We start from the raw sequence: 26,197 nt of genomic DNA, 5'->3' as shown, positions 1-26,197 counted from the left end.
GGCGACGAGGGCGGGCTCGGTCGGCTCCAGGTGGCGCTCGGCGATGGCGGAGAAGGCGACGCGCAGGGTGGGGGCGAAGTCCTGCGACGGCTGAGCATGGGCCGACAGGGGGGCGGCCAGGGAGGCGAACAGCGAGGCCCCGAACAGGGCGACCGAAAGAATCGTGCCGGGGAGGGCGGCGCGGAGCCGCCGGGTGGTGGAGCGGCGGGAGGTCAGCGTGGCCGCTTCGCCCCCGAAGCGGGGCCGCCATGCTGGCCGGGCCTCGGCTTTCGGTCGGTGATCTTCTGGCGCCCACGAGGCGGCGTGCCCCCGCGCGGAGTCGTCGCGCGCGGATCGCCCATCATCAGCTGGAAGGTGAGGCTGCCCGTTCGCGGCACCGCCTCGGCCAGTCGCACCTCGACCTCCTGGCCGAGCGTGAAACTCAATCCCGTGCGGCGGCCGATCAGGCGCATCGCCGCGTCCTCGTGGAACCATTGGTCGTCCGGAAGGGCAGTCATCGGAACGATTCCGCTGGCGCCGTTCTCCTCTACTGTCACGAAGAGCCCGAAGCGTGTCACGCCCGAAACGCGCGCGGAGAAATGCGCGCCGACACGGTCTGCCATGAAAGCGGCGAGGTAGCGCTCCACCGCGTCGCGTTCCGCCAGGGCGGCGCGGCGTTCGGTCTTGGTGATCTGCTCGCCCACATCCGGCATGGCGGCGGCCTCGGCTTCCGTCAGCCCGTCCTCGCCCAGCTTAAGGCCGCGGATCAGCGCGCGGTGGACCAGCAGGTCGGCATAGCGCCGGATCGGGCTGGTGAAATGGGCATAGCGCGGCAGGGCGAGGCCGAAATGGCCGATATTCTCCGGGTTGTACTCGGCCTGGGACTGGCCGCGCAGGATGGTCTCGCTCACCAGGCGGGATTCGGGCGCGTCCTTCATCTTTTCGAGGACGCGCGCGAAGTCGCGGGGTTTCACGAGGTTCGAGGGCGGCAGGGTGAGGCCGAGGCTGGAGAGAAAGCCGCGCAGCGCCTCCATCTTCTCGTCAGAGGGCCGGTCATGGATGCGGTACATGCAGGGCATGTGCAGCCGCTCCAGCTCCTCGGCTGCGCAGACATTGGCGGCCACCATGAACTCCTCGATCAGCCGATGGCTGTCGAGGCGTGGGCGGGGGGCGACCGAGAGCACCTTCCCACCGGCATCCAGCACGACGCGGCGCTCCTGCAGGTCCAGGTCCAGCGTGCCGCGGCGCAGCCGGGCGGCGGCCAGGGCATCGAAGGCGCCATAGAGGCGGGCGACATGGCCCTTCTCCAGCCCGGCATCCTCCCCGGCATCCCGCGCGGCCTGGACCTTCTCATAGGTCAGGCGGGCGGCCGAGCGCATGAGGCCGCGGCCGAAGCGGTGGCCGGTCTTGTTGCCCTCCCGGTCGAAGCGCATCTCGACATGGAGGCAGCCGCGATCCTCACCCGGCTTGAGGCTGCACAGCCCGTTGGAGAGCGCCTCGGGCAGCATCGGCACGACATGGTCGGGGAAGTAGACCGAGTTGCCGCGCAGCCGCGCCTCGCGGTCCAGCGGCGCCTCGGGCCGGACGTAATGGGCGACATCGGCGATGGCGACGATGACGCGCCAGCCATCGCCATCGCCATCGGGCTCGGCGAAGACCGCGTCGTCGAAATCGCGCGCATCCTCGCCATCGATGGTGACGAGAGGGACGGCGCGCAGGTCCTCGCGCGTGCCGAGGGGCACCGGCTGCGCGCGCTCGGCCGCCCGCACCACTTCCTCGGGGAAGCTGTCGGGGATGTTGTGGGCGGCGATGCAAAGGCGCGAGATGGCGCGGGCATCATCCATCCGGCCCAGCCGCTCGACCACGCGGGCGGGCTTGGGGCCCATGAAGCGCTCGCGCGAGCCGCCGGGGATGGGCTCGGCCTGCACCAGCTCGCCTTCCTCGGCGCCGCCCTCCTGGCCGGGCGGGATGACCCAGCTGGCGCGGGAGCGGCGGTCCACCGGCTCGACCAGCCCGTTCGCGTAGATGCCGAGGATGCGCGAGGGCGAGCCGCTGCCGATGCGCTTGAAGGTGCGGCCTTCATATTTGCCTGGCCCGATCCGGGTGATGCGGGCGAGCACCCGGTCCCCTGGCGCGAGGGCGGGCTGGCCCGGGCGCTCCGGGCGCATATAGACCACCGGGCGGTCAGTCCCATCCCAGGCGATCGGGCGGGCCATGGGCTCGCCGTCCGGGTCCGTGCCGAACACCTCCAACGCGGCCATGTCGGGCAGGTTAGCCGAATGGCGGACGGTGCGGCGCCCGACCGGGGCGAGGCTGCCCTCCTCCTTCAGCGCGGCCATGAGAGCGCGCAGCGCGGGGCGCTGCTCCGTCGAGAGGCCGAAATGGCGGGAGATCTCGGTCTTGCCGACCGCCCCGGTGGCGCTGCGCAGGAAGGCGCGCAGCTCCTCCCGGCTGGGCAGCGGATTGGGCTCCGCGCCTGCCTCGCGCCGGCGGGGCGGCGGGCGCGTTGCCAAATCAGACCGACCGCTTGCGGGCGGCGGGCTTTGCGGCGGCCTTCGCCGCCGGCTTCTTCGCCGGCTTCTTCGCGGGGGCCTTGGCCGCGGTGGCCGGCTTGGCGGCCCGGGCCGGGGCCTTCTTCGCCGCCGCCTCCGAGCTGGCAGCCTTCTTCGCCGGCGCCTTCCGGCCGGCGGCGCCCTTCTTCGGCGGCAGCACCTTGCCCTTCTCGGCCAGCAGCGCGACCGCCTGGTCGAGGGTGAAATCCTCCATCTGCACGCCGCGCGGCAGGGAGGCCACCGTGTTCCCGTGCTGGGCGAAGGGGCCGAAGCGGCCGCGCTTCACCTCCACCGGGGCTCCATCCTCCGGATGGTTGCCCAGGGTGATGCCGCGGGGCTTGGCATTGGCCAGCAACTCCATCGCCCGGTTCATGCCGAGGGAGAGGATGTCGTCCCCGGGCTGCAGGCTCTGGGAGAGGGCGCCCATCTTCAGATAGGGGCCGAAGCGGCCGAGATTGGCCGTGATCTCCTCGCCCGTTTCGGGATGTAGGCCGACGACGCGCGGCATGTTCAGCAGGGCCAGGGCCCGCTCCAACGTCAGCGTGTCGGGGTCCATCCCCCGTGGCAGGGAGGCGCGGCGTGGCTTGGTCGGCTTGCCCTTCTCATCCGTGCCGGGCTCCCCGAGCTGGACATAGAGGCCATAGGGGCCACGGCGGACGGAGACGTCCTGGCTCGTGGCCGGATCCGTGCCGAGGCTGCGCGGCCCGTCATTGGCGGCATCCTCGCCCTCCGCGCCGGGCACCGCCAGCGGGCGGGTGTAGCGGCATTCCGGGTAGTTGGAGCAGCCGATGAAGGCGCCGGTGCGGCCCAGGCGCAGGCCCAGCCGCCCCTTCTGGCAGTTCGGGCAGAGCCGCGGATCCGTCCCGCCCTCGTTCGGCGGGAAGAAGTGCGGGCCGAGATCCTCGTCCAGCGCGTCGATGACGTCGCTGATCTTCAGTTCTTTCGTGGCGTCCACGGCGGCGCGGAACTGGTCCCAGAACTCGTGCATCACCTGGCGCCAGTCGGCCCGGCCGCCGGAGATGTCGTCGAGCTTCTCCTCCATGGCGGCGGTGAAGCCGGTGTCCACGTAGCGCTCGAAGAAGGAGATGAGGAAGGCGGTGACGAGGCGCCCGCGGTCCTCCGGCACGAAGCGCCGCTGCTCCAGGCGGACATATTCCCGGTCCTGCAGGGTCTGCAGGATGGAGGCGTAGGTGGAGGGGCGGCCGATGCCGAGCTCCTCCATCTTCTTCACCAGGCTCGCCTCGGTGTAGCGGGGCGGGGGCTGGGTGAAGTGCTGGCTCGCCATCACCTCGCCGCGCTTCGGGGCGTCGCCCTCGCGCATCGGGGGCAGGGTCTTGTTCTCGTCATCGGCCGCGAGACGCGCGTCGTCGATATCCTCGCGGTAGAGCTTGAGGTAGCCGTCGAAGGCGATGACCTGGCCGGTGGCGCGCAGCCGGGCCTTGCCGGCGGCGTCGTCGAGGTCCACCGCCGTCTGGTCCATCTCGGCCGACTGCATCTGGGAGGCGACGGCGCGCTTCCAGACGAGGTCATAGAGGCGCCGCTGATCCGGGTTGAGGTAGCGGGCCACCTGCTGCGGCGTGCGGGTCACGTCCGTCGGGCGGACCGCCTCATGCGCCTCCTGGGCGTTCTTGGCCTTGGATGTGTATTCGCGGGGGGCGGCGGGCAGGTAGTCCGGGCCGAAGGCGGACTTCACATGGTCGCGGATGCCCATGATGGCTTCGCGGGCCATGGTGACGCCGTCGGTCCGCATATAGGTGATGAGGCCGACCGTCTCACCGCCGATATCCACGCCCTCATAGAGCTGCTGGGCCAGGCGCATCGTGGCCTGGGCGCCGAAGCCGAGCTTGCGGGAGGCCTCCTGCTGCAGGGTGGAGGTGGTGAACGGCGGCGGCGGATTGCGCTTGGTCCGCTTCTTCTCGACGGCGGAGACGGTGAACCGCCCGCCCTCGACCAGGGACTTGGCGTGGTGGGCCGCGGCCTCGTTCGGGAGGTCGAACTGGTCGAGCTTCCGGCCCTCGAGATGCGTCAGGCGCGCGGTGAAGGGGGCGCCGGCGGGGGTGTGGAAGCCCGCCTCGATGGTCCAGTACTCGCGCGGCTTGAAGGCCTCGATCTCGGCTTCCCGATCCGTGATCAGGCGCAGCGCGACCGACTGCACGCGCCCGGCCGAGCGGGAGCCGGGCAGCTTGCGCCAGAGCACCGGGGAGAGGGTGAAGCCGACGAGGTAGTCGAGCGCGCGGCGGGCCAGATAGGCGTCGATCAGCGGGACATCGAGGTCGCGCGGGTGCTCGATCGCATGCTGGATGGCGCGCTTGGTGATCTCGTTGAACGTGATCCGGTGGACCTCAACGCCCCTGAGCGCGTGCCGCCCCTCCAGCATCTGGCGGACATGCCAGGAGATGGCCTCGCCCTCCCGGTCCGGGTCGGTCGCGAGGTAGAGGCGCTTGGAACGTCCGGCCTTGAGCGCCTGGGCGATCTCGCGGACCTGCTTCTCGCCCCGGTCCTCGGAGGACCAGTCCATGGCGAAGTCTTCCTCCGGGCGGACGGAGCCGTCCTTGGCGGGCAGGTCGCGGACATGGCCGAAGGAGGCCAGGACCTTGTAGCCATCGCCCAGGTACTTGTTGATGGTCTTCGCCTTGGCGGGCGATTCGACGACGACGACGTCCGTCATGCGGGGCTACGCGCCCTCCAATCCTTCTGCGCGCTGAGCGCCGGACCGCACGACACGGTTTCCGGGCAGCGCCTCGATCAGGCCCTCCAGCTCCAGTTCCAGGAGCGCGGCGCGGGCATTTGGCGGGGACAGGTGGCAGCGGCGAAGCACCTCGTCAACCGCGACGGGCGTGGGGCCGATCAGGGAGAGGAGGTCGGAAACCCCTGATGCGCCGGGCTCCGCGTGCGGCCGTGTGGGCACATCCGCCGGCGGGCGCGCGGGCACGCGCGAGGGGCGGGGGGCAAAGAGGGGCAGCGCCTCGGCCGTGGCGGGCAGGGTTTCCAGGATGTCTCCGGCGTGCTCGCAGAAGCGGGCGCCGTTCCGCAGGAGGTCGTTCGAGCCCTGGCAGCGCGGGTCCAGCGGGGAGCCGGGGACGGCATAGATCTCCCGCCCGGCCTCGGCGCCCAGGCGGGCCGTGATGAGGGTGCCGGAGCGGGGGGCCGCCTCCACCACCACCACGCCGAGGGAGAGCCCGGCCACAATTCGGTTCCGCTTCGGGAAATGCCGGGACAGGGGGGCGGTACCCAGAGGCGCTTCGGCCAGGAGCAGGCCCTCCGCCGCGATCCGCTCCTGCAGGTCCCGGTTTTCGGGCGGGTAGGTCACGTCCAGCCCGCCGGGGATGACGGCGATGGTCCGGCCGTGCCGGAGCGCCCCCTGATGGGCGGCGGCGTCGATGCCGCGGGCGAGGCCGGAGGTGACGGCAACGCCTGATTCCGCGAGGGCTTCGGCCATGTCCTCCGCGATCCGGCGGCCGGCGGCGGAGGCGTTGCGGGAGCCGACGATGGCCACCTGCCGCATGGCGAGCAGCGAGAGGTCGCCGATGGCCGCGAGCACCGGCGGGGCGTCCTCCAGCGCGGCGAGGAGGGGCGGGTAGCCGGGGGAGCCGATATGCAGCCAGGCGCCGCCCATGCCGAGAACGGCCTCGTGCTCCCGTTCCACCATCGCCGGATCGGCCGCGGTGAAGCGGCGCGCGGGGTCCGCCGGGAGGGCGCGGAGCGCAGCCGCCGCGCCGCCATGCTGGGCGGTGAGGCGGCGAAAATGCTGCGGGCCGATTCCCTCGGTGCGGGCCAGGCGAAGGCGGGCGAGGGAGTCGGCCGGCGTCACTACTTGCCCTGGCCGATCCGGGGCTCGGTGCCCGCGAGGAGGCGGGCGATGTTCTCGTGGTGGCGGAGGAACACATAGGCCACGATCAGCGCCACGGGCCAGAAGAGCGGCCAGCCTCCCCAGGCCCAGGCGACCAGGGCCGCCACCAGCATCCCCGTCAGGGCGCTGGCGGAGGAGATCCGGGAGATCTTCGCCATGGCGAGCCAGGTGAGGCCCGCCGCCACGAAGACCGGCCAGGCCAGGGCGAGGAAGACGCCCAGCGCCGTGGCCACGCCCTTGCCGCCCCGGAAGGCGAGCCAGGGCGGGTGGCAGTGGCCGAGCACGGCGGCCACCGCGGCGATACCGACGGTCTCCGGCCCGAACAGGGATGCGGCCAGCCAGACGGCCGCGGCACCCTTCAGGAAGTCCAGGGCGAGAGTCGCGGCGGCCAGCTTCTTGTTGCCGGTGCGCAGGACGTTGGTCGCGCCGATATTGCCGGAGCCGATGCTGCGGATGTCCCCCAGCCCGGCCGCCCGGGTCAGGAGCAGGCCGAAGGGAATCGAGCCGAGGAGCAGGCCGAGGATGGCGGCCCAGAGGTGGGCCAGGAGCATCGCGGCGTTCATCCGAAGACGCGCCGCCCGGCCTTCCAGGTGCCGACCACGCGCCCTTCCAGGGCGCGGCCGTCGAAGGGCGAGTTCTGGGCCTTGCCGGGCAGCTTCCCGGCCTCGACCTTCCAGCCGCGATCGGGGCTGAAGAGGACGAGGTCCGCCGGCGCGCCGGGGACGAGGCGGCCGGTTTCGAGTCCGAGGAGCTTCGCCGGGCCGGTCGTCAGCAGCTCAAGGCAGCGCAGCAGGGGCAGGTCCCCGGCATGGTAGCGGGCGAGGGTGACGCCCAGCAGGGTCGCCAGCCCCGCACCGCCGGCCTCGGCCTGGGCGAAGGGCACGCGCTTGTCGTCCGCGTCGCGCGGCTGGTGGTCGGAGGCGATGGCGTCGATGGTGCCATCCGCCAGCGCCGCCACCACGGCGCGGCGGTCCTCCTCCCGCCGCAGGGGCGGGGAGAGCTTGGCGTAGGTGCGGAAGTCGCCGATCGCCGTCTCGTTCAGGTCGAAATAGGGGGGCGCGGTGTCGCAGGTGACGCGCAGGCCCTCGGCCTTCGCGGCCCGGATCAGGTCGAGCGCGGCGCCGGTGGAGACATGGGCGAAATGCACATGGCCGCGGGTGAGGCGCGCCAGGGCGATGTCGCGCGCCACCATCATCGCCTCGGCCGCGGCCGGGGCGGCGGGCAGGCCCATGCGGGTCGCCATCTCGCCCTCGGTCACCGAGGCGTTGCGGGTGAGGGAGGGCTCCTCCGGGTGCTGGACCACGAAGCTGCCGAAGCCCCGCGCATAGGAGAGGGCCAGGCGCATGGCCCGGGCATCCGCGATGGCGTGGGTGCCGTCCGTGAAGGCGATGGCGCCGGCTTCGCGCAGCAGGCCGAACTCCGTCATCTCCTTGCCCGCGCATCCGCGGGTGGCGGCGCCATAGGGCAGGATGGTCAGGCTGCCGGTTGCCTCGCCCTTGCGCAGGATGAATTGCAGCAGGGCCGGGTCGTCCAAGGCGGGGTCGCTGTCCGGCAGGGCGCAGAGGGTGGTGATGCCGCCGGCCGCGGCGGCCTCGGCGGCCGATTCGATGGTTTCCCGGTGCTCATGGCCGGGCTCGCCGAGGGCGGCCCGCAGGTCGATGAGGCCCGGGGCCAGGATGGCGCCGCGGCCATCGACGGTCTCTGCGCCTTCGGGGGCCGTGACGTCGCCGCCGAGGGCGGCGATCCGTCCGTCGCGCACGAGGAGCGCGCCGGGCGCGTCGAGGCCGCTCGCCGCGTCGAGCAGCCGGACATGGGAGATCAGGAGGTCTGGCATCGGAACGGCGTTATAGGCGGGGGCGCGCCTGGGGGCCACGGGGTCCCGCCCGGTGGCCGGCCCGTCTCAGCTCTGGGGGATGCCCTTCGCCTCCACAAAGGCACGCCAGCCGCCATAGGCGGTGATCTCCTCCATCCCCTCCACCCGCCAGGGCTCAATCAGCACGCCGAGCGGGGCGGTGCCGTCCGAGAGGGGGACACGGCCGACGCAGAGGCCGGGCGCTTCCTCCTCCACCACCTGCGGGAAGGTGGTGCGGGGGATGGCGTAGAGCTCGGCGGCGATGGCGCTGCCCTGGGCGACGCGGATCATCCCGGGATGGCGGTCCCCGATGGACCAGAGGCGGTAGAGGGGCGCGGTGGTGACGTCGCGTAGGAAGAGGGCGCCGGCCGCGATCATCCGCCCATGGGCGCGCATGCCGCGCATGAGCCCGCCATTCACGACGAGCCCGACATGGCCTTCCGGGATGTCCGGCGCTTCGGTCGGGCGAGGGAAGGTGATGCCCATCAGTCCGTGGTGATCCCGGCTTCGCGCACGACGCGGCCGTTCCGCTCGAATTCGCGCGTCAGCATGGCCTGGAAGGCGTCGCGCGTCATGGGGCGGGGCTCCACGCCGAGCTGAGCGAGCCGGGCGATGGAGTCCGGCTCGGCCAGCAGCGTGGTGATGGCGCCATGCATGCGGTCCACGATCGGGGTGGGCACCTCGCTCCGGGCCACCACGCCGAACCAGGTGTTGGAGACCACGCCGGGTAGGCCGAGTTCCTCGAAGGTGGGAACATCCGGGAGGACAGGGCTGCGCGCAGAATCGGAGAGGGCGACGGCGCGGAGCCGCCCCTCGCGGATCAGCGGCAGGGCCTCGGGCAGGTTGGAGAAGGCGAGGGCGACGGTGCCCGCCATGACATCGGCCAGGGCCGGGGCGCCGCCGCGATAGGGGACGTGCTGCAGGTCGATGCCGGCCGCGAGCTTCAGGCTTTCCGCCCCCAGATGCTGGGAGGTGCCGTTGCCGATCGACGCATAGGAGAGGCGGCCCGGTGCGTCCTTCGCCGCCGCGACGATGGCCGGCAGCTCCTTCGCCGGCAGCCCGGGGAAGGCGACGAGGACATGCGGGTTGAAGCCGATGGAGGAGACGGCCTGGAAGTCCTTCCGCGCATCGAAGGGCGGGTTGCGCGCGAGGGTGGCATTGATGGTGAAGCTGTTGGCCACGTTGAGGAAGGTGTAGCCGTCGGCCGGCGCCTTGGCCGCCGCATCGGTGCCGATGAGGGTGCCGGCGCCCGGGCGGTTGTCGATCACCACGGGCTGGCCGATCGCCTCGGCGATGCGGGGCTGGAGAAGGCGCATCAGCACGTCGCTGCCGCCGCCCGGCGGAAAGGCGACGATGAAGCGGACGGGGCGGCTGGGCCAGGCCCCCTGCGCGCGGGCGATAGCGGGGAGGAGGAAGGGCGCGGCAAGGAGGGCGCGTCGGCTGGGCACGGGTTCCGCTCCGTCAGGGACGGGTGCGGATTCAGCAAGGGGCGTGCCAGGACGGTGCGGGGGCGGAACCTTCCGCCCCGCGGGTCAGGTGTTACGGCGCTGGTTCTGCGAGAGGATGTCGAGCACCGCCATGCGGACGGCCACGCCCATCTCCACCTGCTCGCCGATCACGCTGCGGGCGGGGTCGTCGGCTACGGCGCTGTCGATCTCGACGCCGCGGTTCATGGGGCCGGGATGCATGACGATGGCGTCCGGCTTGGCGTGGCGGAGCTTCGCGGCATCGAGGCCGTAGAAGCGGAAGAACTCGCGGGCGGAGGGAACGAGGCCGCCCTGCATGCGCTCCTTCTGCAGGCGCAGCATCATCACGACATCGGCGTCCTTCAGCCCCGCCTTCATGTCGTGGAAGACCTGCACGCCCAGGGCTTCGGCCTCGGCCGGGATGAGGGTGGGCGGGCCGACGACGCGGACGCGGCAGTTCATGGCGAGCAACAGGTGGATGTTGCTGCGGGCCACCCGGCTGTGCAGCACGTCGCCGCAGATGGCGACGGTGAGGTTCTCCAGAGTGCCCTTGCGGCGGCGGATGGTCAGGGCATCCAGCAGCGCCTGGGTGGGGTGCTCATGCGTGCCGTCGCCCGCGTTGATCACGGCCGCCTCCACCTTCTGGGAGAGCAGGGCCGGGGCGCCGGATTGCGCGTGCCGAACCACCAGCAGGTCGGTCTTCATCGCATTGAGCGTGGAGGCCGTGTCCAGCAGCGTCTCGCCCTTGTTCACGGAGGAGGTGCTGACGGACATGTTGATGACATCGGCGCCGAGGCGCTTTCCGGCCAGCTCGAAGCTTGTCCGGGTGCGGGTGCTGTCCTCGAAGAAGAGGTTGATGAGGGTGCGGCCGCGCAGCACGTCCCGCCCGGTTTTGCCGCCGCGGTTGAGCAGGGCATAGGACTCGGCGAGGTCCAGGAGCTCGGCGATATAGGGGGGCTCAAGGCCCTGCAGCGCGAGGAGATGCCGGTGCGGGTAGAGGGGCATGGGGCCTCTTGGCTGCCTGGAGGACGCGCGCGGGGCGGATCGGCGCTGTGTAGGGGAGGCGGGGTTGCGGGGGAAGGCTTGGGGCTGGCGGGCGATGCGGGAGGCCGATCTGCCGGTCGTCTCAGCCATCGCGGCACAGGTGCATCCGGGTCATCCCGAGTCGGACCCGGTCTTCGCCGAGCGGCTACGGCTGGCGCCGGCGTCCTGCCTGGTGCTGGAGCGAGGGGGGGAGGCGGAGGGCTATGCGCTCGCCCATCCTTGGCTGCGGGCGCGCCCGGTTCCGCTGGACACGCTGCTGGGTGCGCTGCCCGGCCGGCCGGAGGTGCTCTACCTGCACGACCTGGCCCTTCTCCCGGCCGCACGCCGCAGCGGGGCGGGAGGGGAAGCGGTGCGCCGCCTAGCGGGATCGTTGCCCGGCCTGCCGCTGGCGCTGGTGGCGATCGGCGGGACGGAAGGGTTCTGGCGGGCCCAGGGCTTCGCGCCGGTGTATGACCTGGCGCTGGAGGCGGTTCTGCGGGGCTATGACCCCGGCGCCCGCTACATGGAGCGCGCGCCGGATCAGAGGGGCCCGGACCGGGTCGCGTCGAGCGCGGATTGGAGCATGTAGGCCGCCGCGGCCGCGTCCACCGCCTTCGCGCGCTTCGCGCGGGTGAGGTCCGCCTCGATCATCATCCGGTTCACGGCGGAGGAGGAGAGGCGCTCGTCCCAGAGGGCCACGGGCAGGCCGGTCGCGTCGGACACGGCCATGGCCCAGTCCTTGGCAGCCTGGGCGGCGGGGCCGAAGGAGCCGTCCAGCCCCAGGGGCAGGCCACAGACCAGCCCGCCGGCGCCCTCCTTCTCCGCGATGCGGCGGATCTCGGCGGCGGTGGGGGCGAGCTTGCCCCGCGGGAGGGCGGCATAGGGGCTGGCGAGCATCAGCAGCACGTCCGACAGGGCGATTCCGATGGTCTTGCTGCCCGGATCCAGCCCAATGAGGCGGGCATGGCGGGGAAGGGCGGCGCGCAGGGCCGGCAGGGGGGTGACGGGCATGGTCGCTCAGGGCCTGGCGGTGGAGGCGGCGGAGGGCGCGACATAGAGGCGTTGCCCGGCATAGGAGAGCCAGAGTCGGAGCTGGCCCAGCACGTCCTGCCCCAGGGCGAGGTCGGCCGGCAGGCTGGGCGGCAGGGGCGCGATGACGATGGGGAGCCGGATGTGCCCCGCCCGTCCGAGCTGGATCAGGGCGCCCTCATGGACATGGAAGTCGGCCGTGGCCGCGCCGGTGCCGTAGATGGTTCCGGCGGCCGGCGCCCGCAGGGCGGCGGCGGGGATGCCGAAATCGGCGATGCGGTCCCGCCGCAGGACCGTTCGGGCGGCGCCGGTGTCGAGCAGCGCCCGTGCCGGGCGGCCGTTGAGGTTGAGGGTGAGAACGACCAGCCCCTCGGGCGTCATCTCCACCGGAAGCGCCGTCGCGCCGGGCCACGGAGGTGGGGCGGCCAGGCAGGCGGGGCTGTCATGCAGCGCGACGCGACCGGCGGGGAGGTCCAGTTCCAGGGCGGCGTGGCGCAGGAGGTCCGCCCCCACGATGCCGGCGATCCCGTCGGTCTCCTCGCCGCCCGGCGCCACGGGAAGGGAGAGGTTCTGGAACACCCGGCGGCCGAGCTGGAAATGCCGGAGCAAGGCATTGGGAAGCCGCGAGGTTCCACCGACGCCGGTGATGGGCGTGGCGCGAGCGGGGTCCATCGGAAGGCCAAGAGCGGCCGCCGTGCCCGGGCGGAGGAGGGTGAGGTTCGAGCCGGTGTCCAGCACAAAGGGCAGGGCCGCGCCATTCGCCTGGGCGAGCACGACCGGCCGGAGGCCGGCCTGCGGCCCGAGCAGGGCCAGGGATGCCGGAGCGCCGCGTGCCGCGAGCACCAGGCGGTCCCCCTGCTCCGGCGGGCAGGCGGCGCAGGAGGCCAGGAGGATGGCGGCCAGCAGCGGGATGGAGGAGGGGCGAAGGGTCATGCGCCCCCCTTGTAGCGGATCTTCGGCCGGAGGGCGGAGCGGGGGGCCTGGCCCTTGACTTCGGGGGGGCGGAGGGCTTCCTGCCCCCTTCGGCCCCAGCCAGGGATGTTTACCCCACCATGTCGCTCGACCTGAAGACCGTGAGGCGCGTCGCGTCCCTCGCCCGGCTCCATCTGGAGGAGGGAGAGGACCAGCGCCTCCAAGCCGAGCTGAACGGGATCCTCGGCTGGATCGAGCAGTTGCAGGCTGTGGACACCACGGGTGTGGAGCCGCTTTCCGGCGCCGGCGGCACGGCCATGCCGATGCGCGAGGATGTGGTGACCGATGGCGGGCAGGCGGAGGCGGTGCTCGCCAACGCGCCCGACCGCGCGGGTGCCTTCTTCGCCGTTCCGAAGGTTGTTGAGTGATGAACCCGACCGATTTCACCATCCGCGGCGCGCTCGAGGCGCTCGCCGAGGGGATTGTCACCTCCGAGGCGCTGACGGCGGCGCATCTGGAGGCCATCGAGGCGCTGAATCCGCGCCTGAACGCCTTCATCACCGTCACCGCGGAGAAGGCGCTGGAGGCCGCGCGTGCCTCCGACAAGCGGCGGGCCGGTGGCGTGGCGGGGAAGCTCGAAGGCATTCCTCTGGCGATCAAGGACCTGTTCTGCACCGCCGGCACCCGGACCACGGCGGCCAGCCGGATCCTGGGCGAGTTCGTGCCGCCCTATGAGAGCACCGTGACCGCCAACCTGCTGCGGGACGGCGCGGTCTTCCTGGGCAAGGTGAATCTTGACGAGTTCGCCATGGGCTCGTCCAACGCGACCTCGGCCTTCGGCGAGGTGGAGAACCCGTGGAAGCGCGGGAATGACGATGGCACGAGGCTGGTGCCCGGCGGCTCGTCCGGTGGCTCCGCCGCCGCGGTGGCGGCACGGCTCGCCATGGGCGCGACGGCGACGGATACGGGCGGCTCCATCCGCCAGCCGGCCGCCTTCTGCGGCATCGCGGGGATCAAGCCGACCTATGGGCGCTGCTCGCGCTGGGGCGTGGTGGCCTTCGCCTCCTCGCTCGACACGCCGGGGCCGGTGGCGCGCAGCGTGGAGGATTGCGCGATCCTCCTGGAGAGCATGTCCGGCCATGATCCGAAGGACAGCACCTCCGCCAACCAGCCCGTGCCGGATTTCGCCGCGGCCTGCGCGCGTGGCGTGAAGGGGCTGCGGATCGGCGTGCCGCGGGAGTACCGGCTGGAGGGCATGCCCGAGGAGATCGAGGCGCTCTGGCAGCAGGGGCTGGACTGGCTGCGCGCGGAGGGGGCGGAGATCGTCGACATCTCCCTGCCGCACACGAAGTATGCGCTGCCGACCTACTACATCGTCGCGCCCGCCGAGGCGTCCTCCAACCTCGCGCGCTATGACGGCGTCCGCTACGGCATCCGCCGTGACGGCGAGGACCTGAAGGACCTGTACGAGCGCACCCGCGCCGCCGGCTTCGGCGACGAGGTGAAGCGGCGCATCATGATCGGCACCTATGTGCTGAGCGCCGGCTATTACGACGCCTATTACGTGAAGGCGCAGCAGGTGCGGGCGCTGATCAAGCGCGACTTCGACCAGGCCTTCGCGAAGGTTGATGCCATCGTGACGCCCGCGACCCCCTCCGCCGCCTTCGCGGCCGGGGAGAAGCAGGACGACCCAGTGGCGATGTACCTGAACGACGTGTTCACCGTGACCGCCAATCTGGCCGGCATCCCGGGCATGACCGTTCCCGCGGGCTATGACCGGCAGAGCCTGCCGCTGGGCCTGCAGGTGCTGGGCAAGGCCTTCGACGAGGAGACGGTGTTCGCGGTCAGCTCGGTGATCGAGCGCGCCGCTGGGTTGACGAAGCTGCCGCAGGTGAGGGCCTTCGCATGAGCTATACGATCGAGGGCGAGACCGGCCCGTGGGAGTTGGTGATCGGGCTTGAGGTGCATGCCCAGGTGACCAGCAACGCCAAGCTGTTCAGCGGCGCGGCGACGGAGTTCGGCGCGGAGCCGAACAGCCAGGTGAGCTTCGTGGATGCGGGATTCCCCGGCATGCTGCCGGTGATCAACCGGGAATGCGTGGCCCAGGCCGTGCGCACAGGGCTGGGGCTGAATGCCCAGGTGAACCCCTGGTCGCGCTTCGACCGGAAGAACTACTTCTACGCGGACCTGCCGCAGGGCTATCAGATCAGCCAGTACCAGTTCCCGATCGTCGGCACGGGCCAGATCACCATCGAGCTGGCAGATGGCAGCACGCGGGAGATCGGCATCACGCGGCTGCATCTGGAGCAGGATGCGGGCAAGTCGCTGCACGACCAGCATCCCAGCAAGTCCTATATCGACCTGAACCGGTCGGGCGTGGCGCTGATGGAGATCGTCTCGGAGCCTGACATGCGCTCGCCCGAGGAAGCCGGGGCCTATCTCACGAAGCTGCGCCAGATCCTGCGCTATCTCGGCACCTGCGACGGGAACATGGAGCAGGGCTCGCTGCGTGCCGATGTGAACGTCTCGGTCCGCAAGGCGGGCGAGGGCTTCCGCACGCGCTGCGAGGTGAAGAACGTCAACTCCATCCGCTTCGTCATGCAGGCGGTGGAGGCCGAGGCGCGGCGGCAGATCGAGGTGTGGGAATCGGGCGGCACGGTCGACCAGGAAACGCGCCTGTTCGACACGACGCGCGGCGTCACCCGCTCCATGCGCTCCAAGGAGGATGCGCATGACTACCGCTACTTCCCCGATCCGGACCTGCCGCCGCTGGTGGTCGATCCCTCCTGGATCGAGGAGCTGAAGGCGGGCCTGCCGGAGCTGCCGGATGCGCGGCGCACGCGCTACGTGAACGAGTTCGGCCTTTCGGCCTATGACGCCTCGGTGCTCGTGGCCGAGAAGGAGACGGCGGCCTTCTACGAGGAGGTGGCGGCCGGCCGCGACCCGAAGGTGGCCGCGAACTGGGTGATGGGCGACTTCTTCGCCATGCTGAACCGCATGGGGAAGGGGATCGAGGACAGCCCGGTGACCGCGCAGCATCTCGGCGCGCTGCTGGACCTGATCGCGGACAAGACCCTCTCGGGCAAGATGGCCAAGGAGGTGCTGGAGGCGATGGGCGAGACGGGCAAGCCGCCCGGCACCATCGTGGAGGAGCGGGGGCTGCGGCAGGTGACGGATACCGGCGCCATCGAGGCGGCGGTGGATGCCATCCTGGCGGCGAACCCCGACAAGATCGCCCAGTACCGGGAGAAGCCGACGCTGTTCGGCTGGTTCGTCGGCCAGGTGATGAAGGCGATGAAGGGGCAGGGGAACCCGGCCCTGGTGAATGAGGTGCTGAAGGCGAAGCTGGGGGGCTGAGGCCCCTCAGCCCTGCGGGTTGCCGCTCGGCTCGTCCTCGGTCGGCAATTCGCAGTGGTTGTGGATGTCGGTGGCGGCGGTGGCGGCATGGCCCATCGCCACCACGATCTGGTTGAGGCCGCGCACGACGTCGCCGGCCGCGTAGAGGCCGGGCACGGTGGTCCGGCAGTGGTCGTTGACGATCAGGGCACCGCTCTCGTCATGCTCCGCGCCGAGGCTGAGGGCGAGGTCGGAGCGGGTCTTCAGGCCGAGGGCGGAGTAGAGCGTGTCGAAGCGGTGTTCCTGCCCGCCCGCGCGGATGGCGCTGATGCGCTCCCCCTCGACCTCCAGAGCCTCGATGGGCGCGGTGATGACCCTCACGCCATGCTCCCCCGCGCGCGCCTCATCCTCCGGCGAAAGGGCCTCGCCCAGGGTCAGCAGCGAGACGTCGCGGGTGTAGCTGCGGGCCACGAAGATCGCCTCTCCCAGCCCGCGGGCGCCATGGCCGAAGACCCCGACCTTCTGCCCGCGCGCCTCATAGCCGTCGCAGATGGGGCAGTAGCGGATGAGGCCGCGCTGCACGGCATCGGGCAGGTTCGGCAGGTTCGGCTCGATATCGACGCTGCCGGTCGCGAGGAGGACACGGCGGGCGCGGACCTGCCGGATGGGGCTGTCGCCTTCCAGGATGGCCACGAAATGGCCGGGCTGCCGCTGCAGGCCCGAGACGATGGCCCGCACGGGCGAGACGCCGTACTGGGCGAGGTTGTCCCTTTGCCGCGCCAGGATTTCCGGCCCGCCGATGCCCTCGGCGAAGAGGGGGAAGTTATGGGTGGTGGGAATCCAGGCGGCCCGGCTCGCCCCGCCATCCACCAGGGCGATCTGGCGGTTGAATCGGGCGAGATAGAGGGCCGCCGTCAGCCCGGCCGGGCCGGCGCCGATGATGAGGCTGTCAAGGACGCCGTCTTCCGCCATGAACCCCTCCGCGCCCAGCTAGACGCGCGAGAGGGGGGCATGTTTCACCGGGGGGAAGAATTCCCCGGGTTCAGCGGCCGAGGGAGGTGATGATGTCCCGGTTATAGGCGCGGATCATGCCGGGGATGAGGAAGGCATCCACCAGCAGCCAGAGCCCGATGAAGCCGAGGCCGAGATAGCCGATGGCAATGGCCGTGAGCGCCCAGGAGATGAGGCTGACCGCGAGCATGAACAGCCCGCTGCCGATCCGCCCGGCATAGAAGCGGTGGGCCGCGAACCAGCCGAGGAAGAACCAGAGGATATAGGCGACGACCACCGAGCGCTTGTTGGCGTCGTAATGCATCATCGCGGCGGCGTCGCTCATGCCGGGGACGGGGCCGGGATTGGGGCCGAAGCCGGACATCGCTGGGTCGAATCCTTCTCTTTAGTGGCTGAGCCTGCCCCGGAATACGGGAGGGGGCCAGCCCGGGTTCAGCGTCGCGTCACCCGCATGGGCATGCCGCGCGTCGGGCGGAGGGTGATGCGCATCTGCAGGCCGGGGTCGAAGCCCGGCTCCGGCCGCAACCGCAGGGCGGGAAGGAGGCTGGCGAGGATGGCGGTGGCCTCCTCCTGCGCGAAACCCATGCCGATGCAGATGCGCGGCCCGGCGCCGAAGGGCAGCCAGGCGTAGCGGTGGCGCCCGCGCGCGGCGTCCGGCGCGAAGCGGGCGGGGTCGAAGCGGTGCGGGTCGGGCCAGTGCTCCGGCAGGCGGTGGGTGGCGTAGACCGGGATGATGACGGTGGTGCCCGGGGCGGCGCGCTGCCCGCCGATCTCGACGGGGCGGGTGGCGGCGCGCGCGACGATCGGAGCCGGAGGGTAGAGGCGCATCACCTCCTGCACCGCCTGGCGGGTGCGGGGGAGGGCGGCCAGGTCCTCCGGCCGGAGGGGGGCGCCCCCCGTGACGGCGGTGATCTCGGAGACCAGCCTTTCCTCCTCCTCCTCGTGTCGGGCGAGGAGGTAGAAGGCCCAGGTGAGGGCGAGGGCGGTCGTCTCATGGCCGGCCGTGATGAAGGTGAGAAGGTTGTCCGCGATGTCGCGGTCCTCCATCGCCTGTCCGGTCTCGGGGTCACGCGCGGCGAGCAGCAGGGCGATGAGGTCCTCCCGCTCGGAGCCGAGGCGGCGGCGTTCGGAGACGAGGCGGAGCAGCTCGTCCCGCAGGTAGTCACGGGCGCGCGCGGCGCGGCGCTGGCCGGGATAGGGCGTCCATGCGGGCGCATTCACCATGGCGAGCGCGATCGACCAGCCCGTGCTCTCCAGATAGTCCGTGATGCCCTTCTCGACGCGCGCGACATCGATGGCGGCGTGGCCGGAGAGCATGGTGTCCACGATGATGTCGAAGGTCGTCCGCATCATCTCGTGGCCGAGCTCGAGGGTGGTGCCGCTGGGCAGGGCCAGCCAGCGGTCCCGCGTGCGGGCCGCGGCATCCAGCATGGGGCCGAGGAGGGACTTCACCCGGTCCGGCCGGAAGATGGGGGCCACGGCACGGCGCTGCCACCGCCAGCGTTCTCCGTCGGCGGTGAGGATGGCATCGCCCAGGGCGGGCGCCAGGGCCCTGCGCATCGCCTCGGACTTCGCGAAGGACTCCGCCTCGGTCAGCAGCACCTGCCCGATGAGTTCCGGCGCGGTCACGAAGAGGCGTTCGCGCCCGAGCACGGTGCGGCGGGTGACCGGCTGTTCGAAGGCCTCCCGCGGGAGGGCCTCCAGCGGGTTGCGGATGACGGCGCGCAGGAGAGCCAGGCTGCCAAGCGGGGCTTCGGGGGGAAAGTGGCGCGCGAGGTCGGGCTGGTGGGTATCCGGCATGGCTGCGGCGATATCGGGATGCGGGGCAGGGGGTTCCAGGGCTTGGCCGTGGGGTGGCTTTTCCTCGGCTCCGGCCGGGGCGATGCTCCGGGCCGAGGAGAACCCGATGATCACCCTGCACAGCTGGAATACCCCCAACGGACGCAAGATCAGCGTGGCCCTGGAGGAGATGGGCCTGCCCTATACGGTGAAGACCGTGAATATCGGAGCGGATGAGCAGTTCCGGCCGGAGTTCCTGGCCATCAGCCCGAACAACCGGATCCCGGCGATCGTCGATGACGAAGGGCCGGGCGGGCAGCCCATCAGCGTCTTCGAATCGGGGGCTATCCTTCTCTATCTCGGGGAGAAGACGGGCAAGTTCCTGCCGCGGGACCTGCGGGCGCGCGTGCCCGTGCTGGAATGGCTGATGTGGCAGATGGGCGGCTTCGGCCCCATGCCGGGGCAGGTGCACCACTTCCTCATGCAGCCGGAGGGGCCGGCCCGGGATTATGGGGTGGCGCGCTACGGGAAGGAGACGAAGCGGCTCTACGGCGTGCTGGAGAAGCGGCTGGCCGGGCGGGACTTCGTGGCGACCGAGGGAGAACCGAGCGTCGCCGACTTCGCCATTCTCGGCTGGGCATGGCGCCATGAGCGGCACCTCGTGCCCTTCGACGACCTGCCTAACGTGGCGGCCTGGTATGCGCGGATGATGGCGCGCCCGGCGGTGAAGCGGGGCTTCGAGGTGCCGCTCTCCTGAATCGGGAAGGGGTGGTTTGACGCGGGGGCGAGGGGCCGCTAGAAGCGGCCTCTCAAACGCCGTGAGACTTTCCACTCCTGCGGAGGGGTGGCCGAGTGGCCGAAGGCGGCGGTTTGCTAAACCGTTATAGGATGTCAAGTCCTATCGTGGGTTCGAATCCCATCCCCTCCGCCATTTCAACAGTTTGGGCGAGCAATCCACAGGGCCGGCATCGCGGTCCTTCAGCGACCGTGCCGCTGTCATCTTGCTCTTGCCTCGCAGCGGCAACGGCGGCGTTCCGACGATCCGGATCGGCCATGCCGAATGCATCGACGCTGATGACCCCGCGATCGCCGAGGACCCGCGCCGCGCCTTCCCCCTGACCAGCCCCCATGGGGAGATCCGGCCTGCGGCATGGATGAGTTCGGCTGCGCCGCTCCCAAAGGCATCGATCAGCTAAGCTTCAACCCCTTGCACGGCCCCGGCATCTCCGCCCTCTCTTGGCAGCGCCGCCAGATGCCTTCGCAACAGGGCCGCCGTCTCGGGGCGGCGATCGAGGCAGCGGGAGACCGGCCCGACCACGAGGATCGATAGCCGCCTTGGCTGGCCGGGGATGGGAAGTGCGACGCCCGCCAGGTCCGGGGTGTACTCGGCGTGGCTCTGGTGGAAGCCGCGCTCCGCCGCCTCGGCGATGGCCGCCTCCACGGCAGCGGGTGTGGTGGGGGTGGTCGCCGAATACACCTCGAATTCAATCCGCCGATAGAGCTTCTGGCGCTCCGCAGGCGTGGCCTGCGCCATGAGAGCCCGCCCGGCCGAGCTGGCGTGAAGGGGCACTCGATCCCCGGCCTGGGCGAAGTAACGCACGGGCTGCCGAGACTGTTCGACGCAGAGGAAAATGGCGTCGGTGCCCGCGGCGGTCGCGATCAGCGTCGTCTCGCCGCTTTCCCGGGCGACGACATGCACCAGCCGCTGCAGCTCCGGCGGAAGGGGATCCGCGCCCGCCACCACCTCGGCCAGCGAGAGCCAGCGAGGGCTGGGATAGTAGCCGCTGCGCCCCGCCCGTTCGTAGAGATACCCCTTCGTGGCGAGCGTACCCACAAGGTTGAAGGTGCTCGACCTCGGCCAGCCCAGATCGTCCGCGATTTCCGCCGGCGTCGCGGGGCGAAGGCGGCGCGCGAAGTATTCCAGGATCTCCAGCGCGTTCGCGGCCTGTCTCACATACATGGTGCTGCGCGCCTCGTTTGCCCCGGGGAGGTTGGACCAACACTGCCGCCGGGTGACCCAAATTCAAGCTGTGCCACGCGCTGCGCCATGGGACCGCGCGGGCGGACAGCGGTGGATAGTTATTGACCGAAATTCCTATATCGGTAACCTGAATTCAAGAGTGAGAATTTGGCGGCGGAGGCCACCCACCTCTTCGGCAGGTGACCCCTGCCGCGCCGGGCGACATCCCGGGTGCCGAGGCCGGGTACGGCGCGACCGGTCGAGGGAAGGGAAACGGCCATGCGGCTGAACGGCAAGCTGGCGGTCATCACGGCGGCCGCCTCGGGAATGGGGCGGGCGGGGGTGGAGTGCTTCGTGCGCGAGGGCGCGCGCGTCGCCGCGGTGGACATCAACGCGGACGCCCTCGCTGTTCTCGTGCGTGAACTCGGGCCGAACGGCGAGGTGGTGCCGGTGCAAGCCGACCTCTCCACCGAGGAGGGTGCCCGCGGCAGCATCAACCGGGCCGCGGAGGCGCTTGGAGGCATCGACATCCTCTGGGCGCATGCCGGCATTCCCGGCCCTGCCTCGGTCGAGAACCTGGACCTGAAGCAGTACGAGCTGGCGATGACGCTCAACGTCACCTCCGCCGTGCTGGCGGCGGGCGAGGTGGCGAAGCACATGCGGCGGCGCGGCGGGGGATCCCTCATCTTCACCTCATCCGTTTCGGGACTTGTGGGATCGATGATGAGCCCGGTCTACTCCACGGCGAAGTTCGCGGTGGTGGGCCTGGGGAAGTCGCTCGCCCTGAACCTCGCACCGGACCGGATCCGGGTGAACGTGCTCTGCCCCGGCCTGACCGAGACGCCGATGATGAACGGCTTCATCGGCCGCAGCGGCGATCCGGCGGAACTGGCCGCGAACGGCCAGAAATACCTGACCGCCATCCCGCTCGGCCGCTTCGGCCATGCCGAGGACGTGGCCCTGGCCGCGCTCTGGCTTGCCTCCGACGAAGCCACATACGTGACGGGCGTCGCCCTGCCCGTGGACGGCGGATACACCTGCCGCTGACCCCATGATGACGCATGGTGCCCCGGCTGGACCGCCCAGGGCACCATGCGCCGTGAAGGGTGGGGATCATCGCCTCCGCTCCTCCCGGCATCTTCTTGCTACGGTCCCGACAACAAGAACCATGCGTGGAGGAGACAGAGAGATGACGACGAGACAGCCGGAGATCGGCAGGCGGCTCGCCCTTGGGGCAGGGGCGGTGCTGCTCGCGGGAGGCGGCGCGACACGGGCGCGTGCCCAGCAGGCCCCGACCATCCGCATCGGATTCCTGACGGATCTCTCCGGGCCGTACAAGGACATCACCGGGGAGACAGGCGCGATCTGCGCGCGCCAGGCGATCGCCGATTTCGGAGCGGCCGAGAAGGGGATCAATGTGGAGGTGCTGCTGTCCGACCACCAGCACCGCCCGGATGTCGGCGTCGGCATCATGCGGGAATGGTTCGACCGCGGCGACGTGGACATGATCCTGGACGTCGGCAGCTCCGCGATCGCGCTCGCAGCGGGCGGTCTCGTGACGGAGCGGAACAAGGTGCACCTGAACACCGGCGCCGCCTCCTCGGACCTCACGGGCCGGTCGTGCAACGCCAACACGATCCACTGGCCCTATGATACCTGGTCGAACGCCAACTCCACTGCGCGCTCCCTCCTGACCTCCGGCGGGAACCGGTGGTTCTTCGTCACCGCGGACTACGCCTTCGGCAAATCGATGCAGGCCGACGCCACGCGGATCGTGGAGGCGGGCGGCGGGCAGGTCGTGGGCGCGGCGGTTCATCCCTTCCCCGGCACGACCGACTTCTCCTCCTACCTCGTCCAGGCTCGCGCCCGGCGCGCCAATGTGGTGGCCTTCGCCAATGCCGGGGCGGACACGCTGAACTGCGTGAAGCAGGCGGCGGAGTTCGGGCTGGCGCGCGCCGGCATCCGCCCGGCGGCGCTCGTGGCCTTCATCCAGGACATCAAGGCGCTCGGCCTGGAAACGGCCCAGGGCCTCACGATTAGCGAGAGCTTCTACTGGGACCTGAACGACCGCACCCGCGCGTTCACGGAGCGCCTGAAGCCGCGCCTCACCAACGGCAACATGCCGAACATGGACCACGCGGCCGCCTATTCCGCGACACTGCATTACCTGAAGGCGGTGGCGGAGCTCGGCGTCGCCAGGGCGAAGGCGGATGGGCGGGAGGTGGTCGCGGCCATGAAGCGCATGCCCACGGAGGATGACTGCTTCGGCCGGGGAAGCGTCCGCGCCGACGGGCGCAAGATCCATCCGATGTATCTGTGGGAGGCGAAGAAGCCCGCGGAGAGCACCGGCCCGTGGGACCTCCTCAAGCTCGTCGGCACGACGCCGGCCGAGCAGGCTTTCCGGCCGCTGACGGAGGGTGGCTGCGCGCTGGTGACCAACTAGCGCGGGGAGGTGGGGTGCGCCGGGGCCTCCCCCGACGCGACCTCCCGCAGGAGCCACTCGATGAACGCCTGCGCCGCCGGCCGGGCCGTGCCGCCGGGGCGGATGAGCCAGTAATGGTCCCCGGCCGGGATGGCGTCCGGTGCCAGGCGGCGCAGCGCGCGGCGGCGCAGCTCGCGCTCGACGAAAGCGGGGGAGCAGATGACGGCTCCCATGCCCTCCATCGCTGCCTGTATGGCGAGGGTGGTGCTCTCGAAGACCAGCGGCGGCGCGCCGGGCTCCAGCCCATGGGCGGCATGCCATTGGGCCCAGTCATTCGGCCGTATCCGGCTGGCCAGGAGGCGCATGGCGGAAAGGGGCTGCGCCCGCGCGAGGGCGGGGGCGGCGAAGGGAGCGAGCAGAACGGCCTGTAGCCGGATTGCGCCGGGGGCCGGGGGGTGGTCCGCCTGAGCGGTCCGGACGGCGACATCGGCCGGCGCGTTCGCGATGGCCCAGGCGTCCGTGGAGGTGGAGACCTCCACTTCCAACCCCGGATTCTCGGCGCGGAAGCGCGGTATGCGGGGAATCAGCCAGCGCAGTGCCCAGGTGGTATAGGCCAGGACGCGAACCGGGCGCGCTTGGCCGGGCAGAGCCGCCGTGGCCGCGCGGATGCGTGCGAAGGCCTCGGAGAGGGCCTCGGCATAGGCGGCGCCGGCCTCGGTGGGGCGGACGTGGTTGGCGCTCCGGCGCAGCAGCGGCTCCGCCAGCCGCGCCTCCAACTCGCGCAGGCGCTTGCTGATGGCGGGCTGGGTCACGTTCAGCCGGGCCGCCGCGGCGCTCAGGCTGCCCGTCTCGGCCACCAGCACGAAGGCGCGCAGGGAGGCGAGGGGAGGCAGGTCGTCGGCCATGAGGCAGCATAACCCTGGGTTGGGGCAGGGCAAGTATTCTTCCCTGGCCGCAGCGCCGGCGCCGACCCATCCTTCCCCTCCCCTGGGACATCCGGGGCCGCCGGTGCACCAGCCGGCGAGGAGGATCCGGGGCCATCCCGGACCAGGAGGAAACGCCCATGCGCCGCCGCGCGACCCTGATGCTCCCCGCCCTGACTCTGCCTGCTCTGGCCCTGCCGGCCCTCATCGGCCCAGCCCGGGCGCAGGAGCGTTACCCCAATCGCCCGATCCGCCTGATCATTCCCTTCGCCACGGGCGGCAGCAACGACGTGGTGGGTCGGCTCGTGGCGGAGGGGATGGGACAGCGCCTGGGGCAAACCTTCGTGGTCGAGAACCGTGGCGGCGCGGGTGGGCTGATCGGCAACGACCTGGTCGCGAAGTCCAGGCCGGAAGGATACGACCTGCTGCTCGCCGGCAGCGGAAGCTTCCTCATCAGCAGCCTGGTTCAGCCGCGCGTGCCCTATGACGTGCTGGCGGATTTCACCCCCGTCGGCTTCATCGGGCAGGCGCCCAATGTCATCTCCATCAATCCCTCCGTCCCCGCGCACACGCTGGCGGAATTGCAGGACGTGGCGCGGCGGGCGAGGCCGCCGCTCACCTACGGCTCCCCGGGCGTCGGGACGACGGGCCACGTGCTGCCGGCCATGATTGCACTGACCCTCGGCATCGAGATGGAGCACGTGCCTTATCGCGGCACGGGCCCGGCACTGACCGACGTGCTCGCCGGGCGGCTGAGCATGATCACCAATGCGCTCGCGCCGCTGAAGCCGCATATCGAATCCGGCGCGCTGCGGGCGATCGCGATCGCGGCGGCGAAGCGTTCACCGGTGATGCCGAACCTTCCCACGACGGGGGAGCAGGGCTTTCCGCAGATCCTCTCCTCCACCTGGTACGGCATCGTCGGGCCGAAGGACATGCCGGCCGAACGGGTCGCGCGGCTGCATGCGGCGCTGAACGCCACCCTGGCTGACCCTGAGACGAGCCGCCGCCTGCTGGACGAGGGCGTGGAGGTGGAGGCGAGTGAGACGCCGGCCGCCTACGGGCGGTTCCTTTCGGAGGATCGCGGGCGCTGGGCCGAGGTGGTCCGCCGCGCGCAGATCAGGGTGGAGTAGCCGCGATGCTGCGCCGCGTCGCGGTGCTGGACGACTTCGGCGGCGCCGCCGCCGGCGCGGCCGACTGGTCCGGCCTGCCCGTCACCTTCTTCACCGACCATGTGGCCGACGAGGCAGGGCTGGCGCAACGCCTGGCGGGTTTCGACGCCGTGGTGCTGATCCGGGAGCGCACGCCTTTCCCCGCCTCGCTCATCGCACGCCTGCCGGATCTGCGGCTGGTCGTGACGACGGGGGCGAAGAACAGGACGCTGGACCTGGAGGCCTGCGCCGAGCGAGGCATCGCCGCCTGCGGCACGCATTCCCTGGAGACGCCCACGGTGGAGATGACCTGGGCGCTGATCCTCTCCCTCGCGCGGCGTGTGCCCTTCGAGGATGCGGCCCTGCGGGCAGGAGCATGGCAGACCGGGCCGGGGCGGAGCCTGCATGGCGCAACGCTCGGCGTGGTGGGCCTTGGCAAGCTCGGCCGGCAGGTGGCGGCCCTGGGCCGCGCCTTCGGCATGGAGGTGATCGCCTGGAGTGCCAACCTGACGGAGGAGGCGGCGGCCGCGGCAGGCGCCCGCCTCGTCGGGAAGGACAGGCTGTTCCGCTCCGCCGATATCGTCACGCTGCACCTCGTGCTGAGTGACCGGTCCCGCAACACGGTGGGGGCGGGGGAGCTGGCGGCGATGAAGCCTGGCGCGCTGCTGGTGAACACGGCCCGGGCGGGGCTGGTGGACCAGGCCGCGCTGATCGCCGCGCTGGAATCCGGCCATCTCGGCGGTGCCGCGCTCGATGTCCACGACACCGAACCGCTGCCACCGGCCCATCCGCTGCTCGCGGCGCCGCGCACCATCCTGACGCCGCATCTCGGCTACGTCACCGCCGAGAACTACCGCCGCTACTTCGAAGGCGCGACGGCGGCGCTGCGCGCGTTCAGCGCCGGCCGGCCGCTGCCATACCCGCTGCTCCCCCAACCGCAAGCCGCCTGAGG

General features: G+C 71.3%; 24 protein-coding genes and 1 tRNA gene. 10 read left to right on the top strand and 15 right to left on the bottom strand.

Translation table 11 applies throughout. The features are described from left to right. Positions 1 to 212: 212 nt before the first annotated feature. From rnr to BUB97_RS11510, 8 genes are all read right to left on the bottom strand, one after another. On the bottom strand, positions 213 to 2,492 hold the full coding sequence (rnr, locus tag BUB97_RS11545) for a ribonuclease R (protein ID WP_073134865.1): 2,280 nt from the start codon (positions 2,490 to 2,492) through the stop codon (positions 213 to 215). Between the two features lies 1 nt (position 2,493). Next, positions 2,494 to 5,199 carry a type I DNA topoisomerase gene (gene topA / locus BUB97_RS11540; protein ID WP_073134864.1) on the bottom strand — a complete coding sequence of 902 codons (2,706 nt, stop codon included), beginning with the start codon at positions 5,197 to 5,199 and terminating at the stop codon, positions 2,494 to 2,496. A 6-nt stretch (positions 5,200 to 5,205) separates the two neighbouring features. Further along, positions 5,206 to 6,342: a DNA-processing protein DprA gene (gene dprA / locus BUB97_RS11535; protein WP_073134863.1), complete on the bottom strand. Its 1,137-nt coding sequence runs from the start codon at positions 6,340 to 6,342 to the stop codon at positions 5,206 to 5,208. Continuing rightward, positions 6,342 to 6,932 (bottom strand): glycerol-3-phosphate 1-O-acyltransferase PlsY, encoded by a 591-nt coding sequence (gene plsY / locus BUB97_RS11530; protein ID WP_086062143.1) that lies wholly within the window; start codon positions 6,930 to 6,932, stop codon positions 6,342 to 6,344. Before plsY ends, dprA begins: the two co-directional genes overlap by 1 nt. A gap of 8 nt (positions 6,933 to 6,940) precedes the next feature. Beyond that, positions 6,941 to 8,215, bottom strand: a complete 1,275-nt coding sequence (locus BUB97_RS11525) for a dihydroorotase (RefSeq protein ID WP_073134860.1) — start codon at positions 8,213 to 8,215, stop codon at positions 6,941 to 6,943. A 66-nt stretch (positions 8,216 to 8,281) separates the two neighbouring features. Then, positions 8,282 to 8,719: an allophanate hydrolase-related protein gene (locus BUB97_RS11520; RefSeq protein WP_086062125.1), complete on the bottom strand. Its 438-nt coding sequence runs from the start codon at positions 8,717 to 8,719 to the stop codon at positions 8,282 to 8,284. Beyond that, the gene (locus BUB97_RS11515) at positions 8,719 to 9,681 is read right to left on the bottom strand and encodes a Bug family tripartite tricarboxylate transporter substrate binding protein (RefSeq protein ID WP_073134858.1); all 963 of its coding nucleotides are present in this window, start codon (positions 9,679 to 9,681) and stop codon (positions 8,719 to 8,721) included. Before BUB97_RS11515 ends, BUB97_RS11520 begins: the two co-directional genes overlap by 1 nt. Positions 9,682 to 9,765: 84 nt before the next feature. After that, positions 9,766 to 10,704: an aspartate carbamoyltransferase catalytic subunit gene (locus tag BUB97_RS11510; protein ID WP_073134857.1), complete on the bottom strand. Its 939-nt coding sequence runs from the start codon at positions 10,702 to 10,704 to the stop codon at positions 9,766 to 9,768. A 64-nt stretch (positions 10,705 to 10,768) separates the two neighbouring features. Here BUB97_RS11510 and BUB97_RS11505 point away from each other — a divergent pair, with 64 nt between their 5' ends. After that, positions 10,769 to 11,311, top strand: a complete 543-nt coding sequence (locus BUB97_RS11505; RefSeq protein WP_245818278.1) for a GNAT family N-acetyltransferase — start codon at positions 10,769 to 10,771, stop codon at positions 11,309 to 11,311. On the opposite strand, the gene ruvX is transcribed toward BUB97_RS11505, so the two are convergent. Both ruvX and BUB97_RS11495 read right to left on the bottom strand, forming a co-directional pair. Then, the gene (gene ruvX / locus BUB97_RS11500; RefSeq protein WP_073134855.1) at positions 11,263 to 11,733 is read right to left on the bottom strand and encodes a Holliday junction resolvase RuvX; all 471 of its coding nucleotides are present in this window, start codon (positions 11,731 to 11,733) and stop codon (positions 11,263 to 11,265) included. The genes BUB97_RS11505 and ruvX overlap by 49 nt on opposite strands. A 6-nt stretch (positions 11,734 to 11,739) precedes the next feature. Beyond that, positions 11,740 to 12,684 carry an aspartyl protease family protein gene (locus BUB97_RS11495; RefSeq protein ID WP_073134853.1) on the bottom strand — a complete coding sequence of 315 codons (945 nt, stop codon included), beginning with the start codon at positions 12,682 to 12,684 and terminating at the stop codon, positions 11,740 to 11,742. 119 nt (positions 12,685 to 12,803) lie between these two features. On the opposite strand from BUB97_RS11495, the gene gatC reads away from it, so the two are divergent. Genes gatC through gatB form a run of 3 tightly spaced genes read left to right on the top strand, consistent with a single transcriptional unit; the run spans position 12,804 to position 16,020 of the window. After that, positions 12,804 to 13,091: an Asp-tRNA(Asn)/Glu-tRNA(Gln) amidotransferase subunit GatC gene (gene gatC, locus BUB97_RS11490; RefSeq protein ID WP_073134852.1), complete on the top strand. Its 288-nt coding sequence runs from the start codon at positions 12,804 to 12,806 to the stop codon at positions 13,089 to 13,091. Next, the gene (gene gatA / locus BUB97_RS11485; RefSeq protein ID WP_073134850.1) at positions 13,091 to 14,572 is read left to right on the top strand and encodes an Asp-tRNA(Asn)/Glu-tRNA(Gln) amidotransferase subunit GatA; all 1,482 of its coding nucleotides are present in this window, start codon (positions 13,091 to 13,093) and stop codon (positions 14,570 to 14,572) included. The genes gatC and gatA overlap by 1 nt, the downstream gene beginning before the upstream one ends. Beyond that, the gene (gene gatB, locus BUB97_RS11480) at positions 14,569 to 16,020 is read left to right on the top strand and encodes an Asp-tRNA(Asn)/Glu-tRNA(Gln) amidotransferase subunit GatB (RefSeq protein WP_073134848.1); all 1,452 of its coding nucleotides are present in this window, start codon (positions 14,569 to 14,571) and stop codon (positions 16,018 to 16,020) included. Before gatA ends, gatB begins: the two co-directional genes overlap by 4 nt. 6 nt (positions 16,021 to 16,026) lie before the next feature. Here the strand turns inward: gatB and BUB97_RS11475 are convergent, their stop codons facing one another. The 3 genes from BUB97_RS11475 to BUB97_RS11465 form a co-directional block, all read right to left on the bottom strand. Then, positions 16,027 to 16,971, bottom strand: a complete 945-nt coding sequence (locus tag BUB97_RS11475; RefSeq protein ID WP_073134846.1) for an NAD(P)/FAD-dependent oxidoreductase — start codon at positions 16,969 to 16,971, stop codon at positions 16,027 to 16,029. A gap of 70 nt (positions 16,972 to 17,041) precedes the next feature. Then, positions 17,042 to 17,374, bottom strand: a complete 333-nt coding sequence (locus BUB97_RS11470) for a TM2 domain-containing protein (protein WP_217659644.1) — start codon at positions 17,372 to 17,374, stop codon at positions 17,042 to 17,044. Positions 17,375 to 17,442: 68 nt separating this feature from the next. Then, positions 17,443 to 18,810: a cytochrome P450 gene (locus BUB97_RS11465; protein WP_073134844.1), complete on the bottom strand. Its 1,368-nt coding sequence runs from the start codon at positions 18,808 to 18,810 to the stop codon at positions 17,443 to 17,445. Positions 18,811 to 18,916: 106 nt separating this feature from the next. Between BUB97_RS11465 and BUB97_RS11460 the strand changes: the two genes are divergently transcribed. Both BUB97_RS11460 and BUB97_RS11455 read left to right on the top strand, forming a co-directional pair. Further along, positions 18,917 to 19,546 carry a glutathione S-transferase family protein gene (locus BUB97_RS11460; RefSeq protein ID WP_073134842.1) on the top strand — a complete coding sequence of 210 codons (630 nt, stop codon included), beginning with the start codon at positions 18,917 to 18,919 and terminating at the stop codon, positions 19,544 to 19,546. A gap of 81 nt (positions 19,547 to 19,627) precedes the next feature. Next, positions 19,628 to 19,720, top strand: a tRNA-Ser gene (locus BUB97_RS11455). A gap of 261 nt (positions 19,721 to 19,981) precedes the next feature. Here BUB97_RS11455 and BUB97_RS11450 read toward each other — a convergent pair. Next, entirely contained in the window at positions 19,982 to 20,749 is a 768-nt protein-coding gene (locus BUB97_RS11450) for an IclR family transcriptional regulator (RefSeq protein ID WP_073134840.1), read from the bottom strand. Between the two features lie 279 nt (positions 20,750 to 21,028). On the opposite strand from BUB97_RS11450, the gene BUB97_RS11445 reads away from it, so the two are divergent. Both BUB97_RS11445 and BUB97_RS11440 read left to right on the top strand, forming a co-directional pair. Continuing rightward, positions 21,029 to 21,796 carry an SDR family NAD(P)-dependent oxidoreductase gene (locus BUB97_RS11445; protein ID WP_073134838.1) on the top strand — a complete coding sequence of 256 codons (768 nt, stop codon included), beginning with the start codon at positions 21,029 to 21,031 and terminating at the stop codon, positions 21,794 to 21,796. Positions 21,797 to 21,938: 142 nt separating this feature from the next. Then, on the top strand, positions 21,939 to 23,192 hold the full coding sequence (locus BUB97_RS11440) for an ABC transporter substrate-binding protein (RefSeq protein WP_073134836.1): 1,254 nt from the start codon (positions 21,939 to 21,941) through the stop codon (positions 23,190 to 23,192). Here BUB97_RS11440 and BUB97_RS11435 read toward each other — a convergent pair. After that, the gene (locus BUB97_RS11435; RefSeq protein ID WP_073134834.1) at positions 23,189 to 24,076 is read right to left on the bottom strand and encodes a LysR substrate-binding domain-containing protein; all 888 of its coding nucleotides are present in this window, start codon (positions 24,074 to 24,076) and stop codon (positions 23,189 to 23,191) included. The genes BUB97_RS11440 and BUB97_RS11435 overlap by 4 nt on opposite strands. A gap of 158 nt (positions 24,077 to 24,234) precedes the next feature. Between BUB97_RS11435 and BUB97_RS11430 the strand changes: the two genes are divergently transcribed. Both BUB97_RS11430 and BUB97_RS11425 read left to right on the top strand, forming a co-directional pair. Further along, positions 24,235 to 25,227, top strand: coding sequence for a Bug family tripartite tricarboxylate transporter substrate binding protein (locus BUB97_RS11430; protein WP_073134832.1), 993 nt, complete (start codon positions 24,235 to 24,237; stop codon positions 25,225 to 25,227). Between the two features lie 5 nt (positions 25,228 to 25,232). Next, entirely contained in the window at positions 25,233 to 26,195 is a 963-nt protein-coding gene (locus tag BUB97_RS11425; RefSeq protein WP_073134830.1) for a D-2-hydroxyacid dehydrogenase family protein, read from the top strand. Positions 26,196 to 26,197: the final 2 nt, after the last annotated feature.

It is taken from the genome of Muricoccus roseus (genome assembly GCF_900141905.1).
GTDB classification, from domain to species: Bacteria; Pseudomonadota; Alphaproteobacteria; order Acetobacterales; family Acetobacteraceae; genus Roseomonas; species Roseomonas rosea.
Note: the sequence above shows the minus strand (reverse complement) of the source record. Positions and strands in the feature narration are given on the sequence as shown.

What these genes read in the sequence shown, in the direction of transcription:
- topA (WP_073134864.1), bottom strand. Translation starts at nt 5,199, where the DNA reads ATGACGGACGTCGTCGTCGTCGAATCGCCCGCCAAGGCGAAGACCATC.
- plsY (WP_086062143.1), bottom strand. Translation starts at nt 6,932, where the DNA reads ATGCTCCTGGCCCACCTCTGGGCCGCCATCCTCGGCCTGCTCCTCGGC.
- BUB97_RS11525 (WP_073134860.1), bottom strand. Translation starts at nt 8,215, where the DNA reads ATGCCAGACCTCCTGATCTCCCATGTCCGGCTGCTCGACGCGGCGAGC.
- BUB97_RS11520 (WP_086062125.1), bottom strand. Translation starts at nt 8,719, where the DNA reads ATGGGCATCACCTTCCCTCGCCCGACCGAAGCGCCGGACATCCCGGAA.
- BUB97_RS11510 (WP_073134857.1), bottom strand. Translation starts at nt 10,704, where the DNA reads ATGCCCCTCTACCCGCACCGGCATCTCCTCGCGCTGCAGGGCCTTGAG.
- ruvX (WP_073134855.1), bottom strand. Translation starts at nt 11,733, where the DNA reads ATGCCCGTCACCCCCCTGCCGGCCCTGCGCGCCGCCCTTCCCCGCCAT.
- BUB97_RS11495 (WP_073134853.1), bottom strand. Translation starts at nt 12,684, where the DNA reads ATGACCCTTCGCCCCTCCTCCATCCCGCTGCTGGCCGCCATCCTCCTG.
- gatC (WP_073134852.1), top strand. Translation starts at nt 12,804, where the DNA reads ATGTCGCTCGACCTGAAGACCGTGAGGCGCGTCGCGTCCCTCGCCCGG.
- gatA (WP_073134850.1), top strand. Translation starts at nt 13,091, where the DNA reads ATGAACCCGACCGATTTCACCATCCGCGGCGCGCTCGAGGCGCTCGCC.
- gatB (WP_073134848.1), top strand. Translation starts at nt 14,569, where the DNA reads ATGAGCTATACGATCGAGGGCGAGACCGGCCCGTGGGAGTTGGTGATC.
- BUB97_RS11475 (WP_073134846.1), bottom strand. Translation starts at nt 16,971, where the DNA reads ATGGCGGAAGACGGCGTCCTTGACAGCCTCATCATCGGCGCCGGCCCG.
- BUB97_RS11470 (WP_217659644.1), bottom strand. Translation starts at nt 17,374, where the DNA reads ATGTCCGGCTTCGGCCCCAATCCCGGCCCCGTCCCCGGCATGAGCGAC.
- BUB97_RS11465 (WP_073134844.1), bottom strand. Translation starts at nt 18,810, where the DNA reads ATGCCGGATACCCACCAGCCCGACCTCGCGCGCCACTTTCCCCCCGAA.
- BUB97_RS11460 (WP_073134842.1), top strand. Translation starts at nt 18,917, where the DNA reads ATGATCACCCTGCACAGCTGGAATACCCCCAACGGACGCAAGATCAGC.
- BUB97_RS11450 (WP_073134840.1), bottom strand. Translation starts at nt 20,749, where the DNA reads ATGTATGTGAGACAGGCCGCGAACGCGCTGGAGATCCTGGAATACTTC.
- BUB97_RS11445 (WP_073134838.1), top strand. Translation starts at nt 21,029, where the DNA reads ATGCGGCTGAACGGCAAGCTGGCGGTCATCACGGCGGCCGCCTCGGGA.
- BUB97_RS11440 (WP_073134836.1), top strand. Translation starts at nt 21,939, where the DNA reads ATGACGACGAGACAGCCGGAGATCGGCAGGCGGCTCGCCCTTGGGGCA.
- BUB97_RS11435 (WP_073134834.1), bottom strand. Translation starts at nt 24,076, where the DNA reads ATGGCCGACGACCTGCCTCCCCTCGCCTCCCTGCGCGCCTTCGTGCTG.
- BUB97_RS11430 (WP_073134832.1), top strand. Translation starts at nt 24,235, where the DNA reads ATGCGCCGCCGCGCGACCCTGATGCTCCCCGCCCTGACTCTGCCTGCT.
- BUB97_RS11425 (WP_073134830.1), top strand. Translation starts at nt 25,233, where the DNA reads ATGCTGCGCCGCGTCGCGGTGCTGGACGACTTCGGCGGCGCCGCCGCC.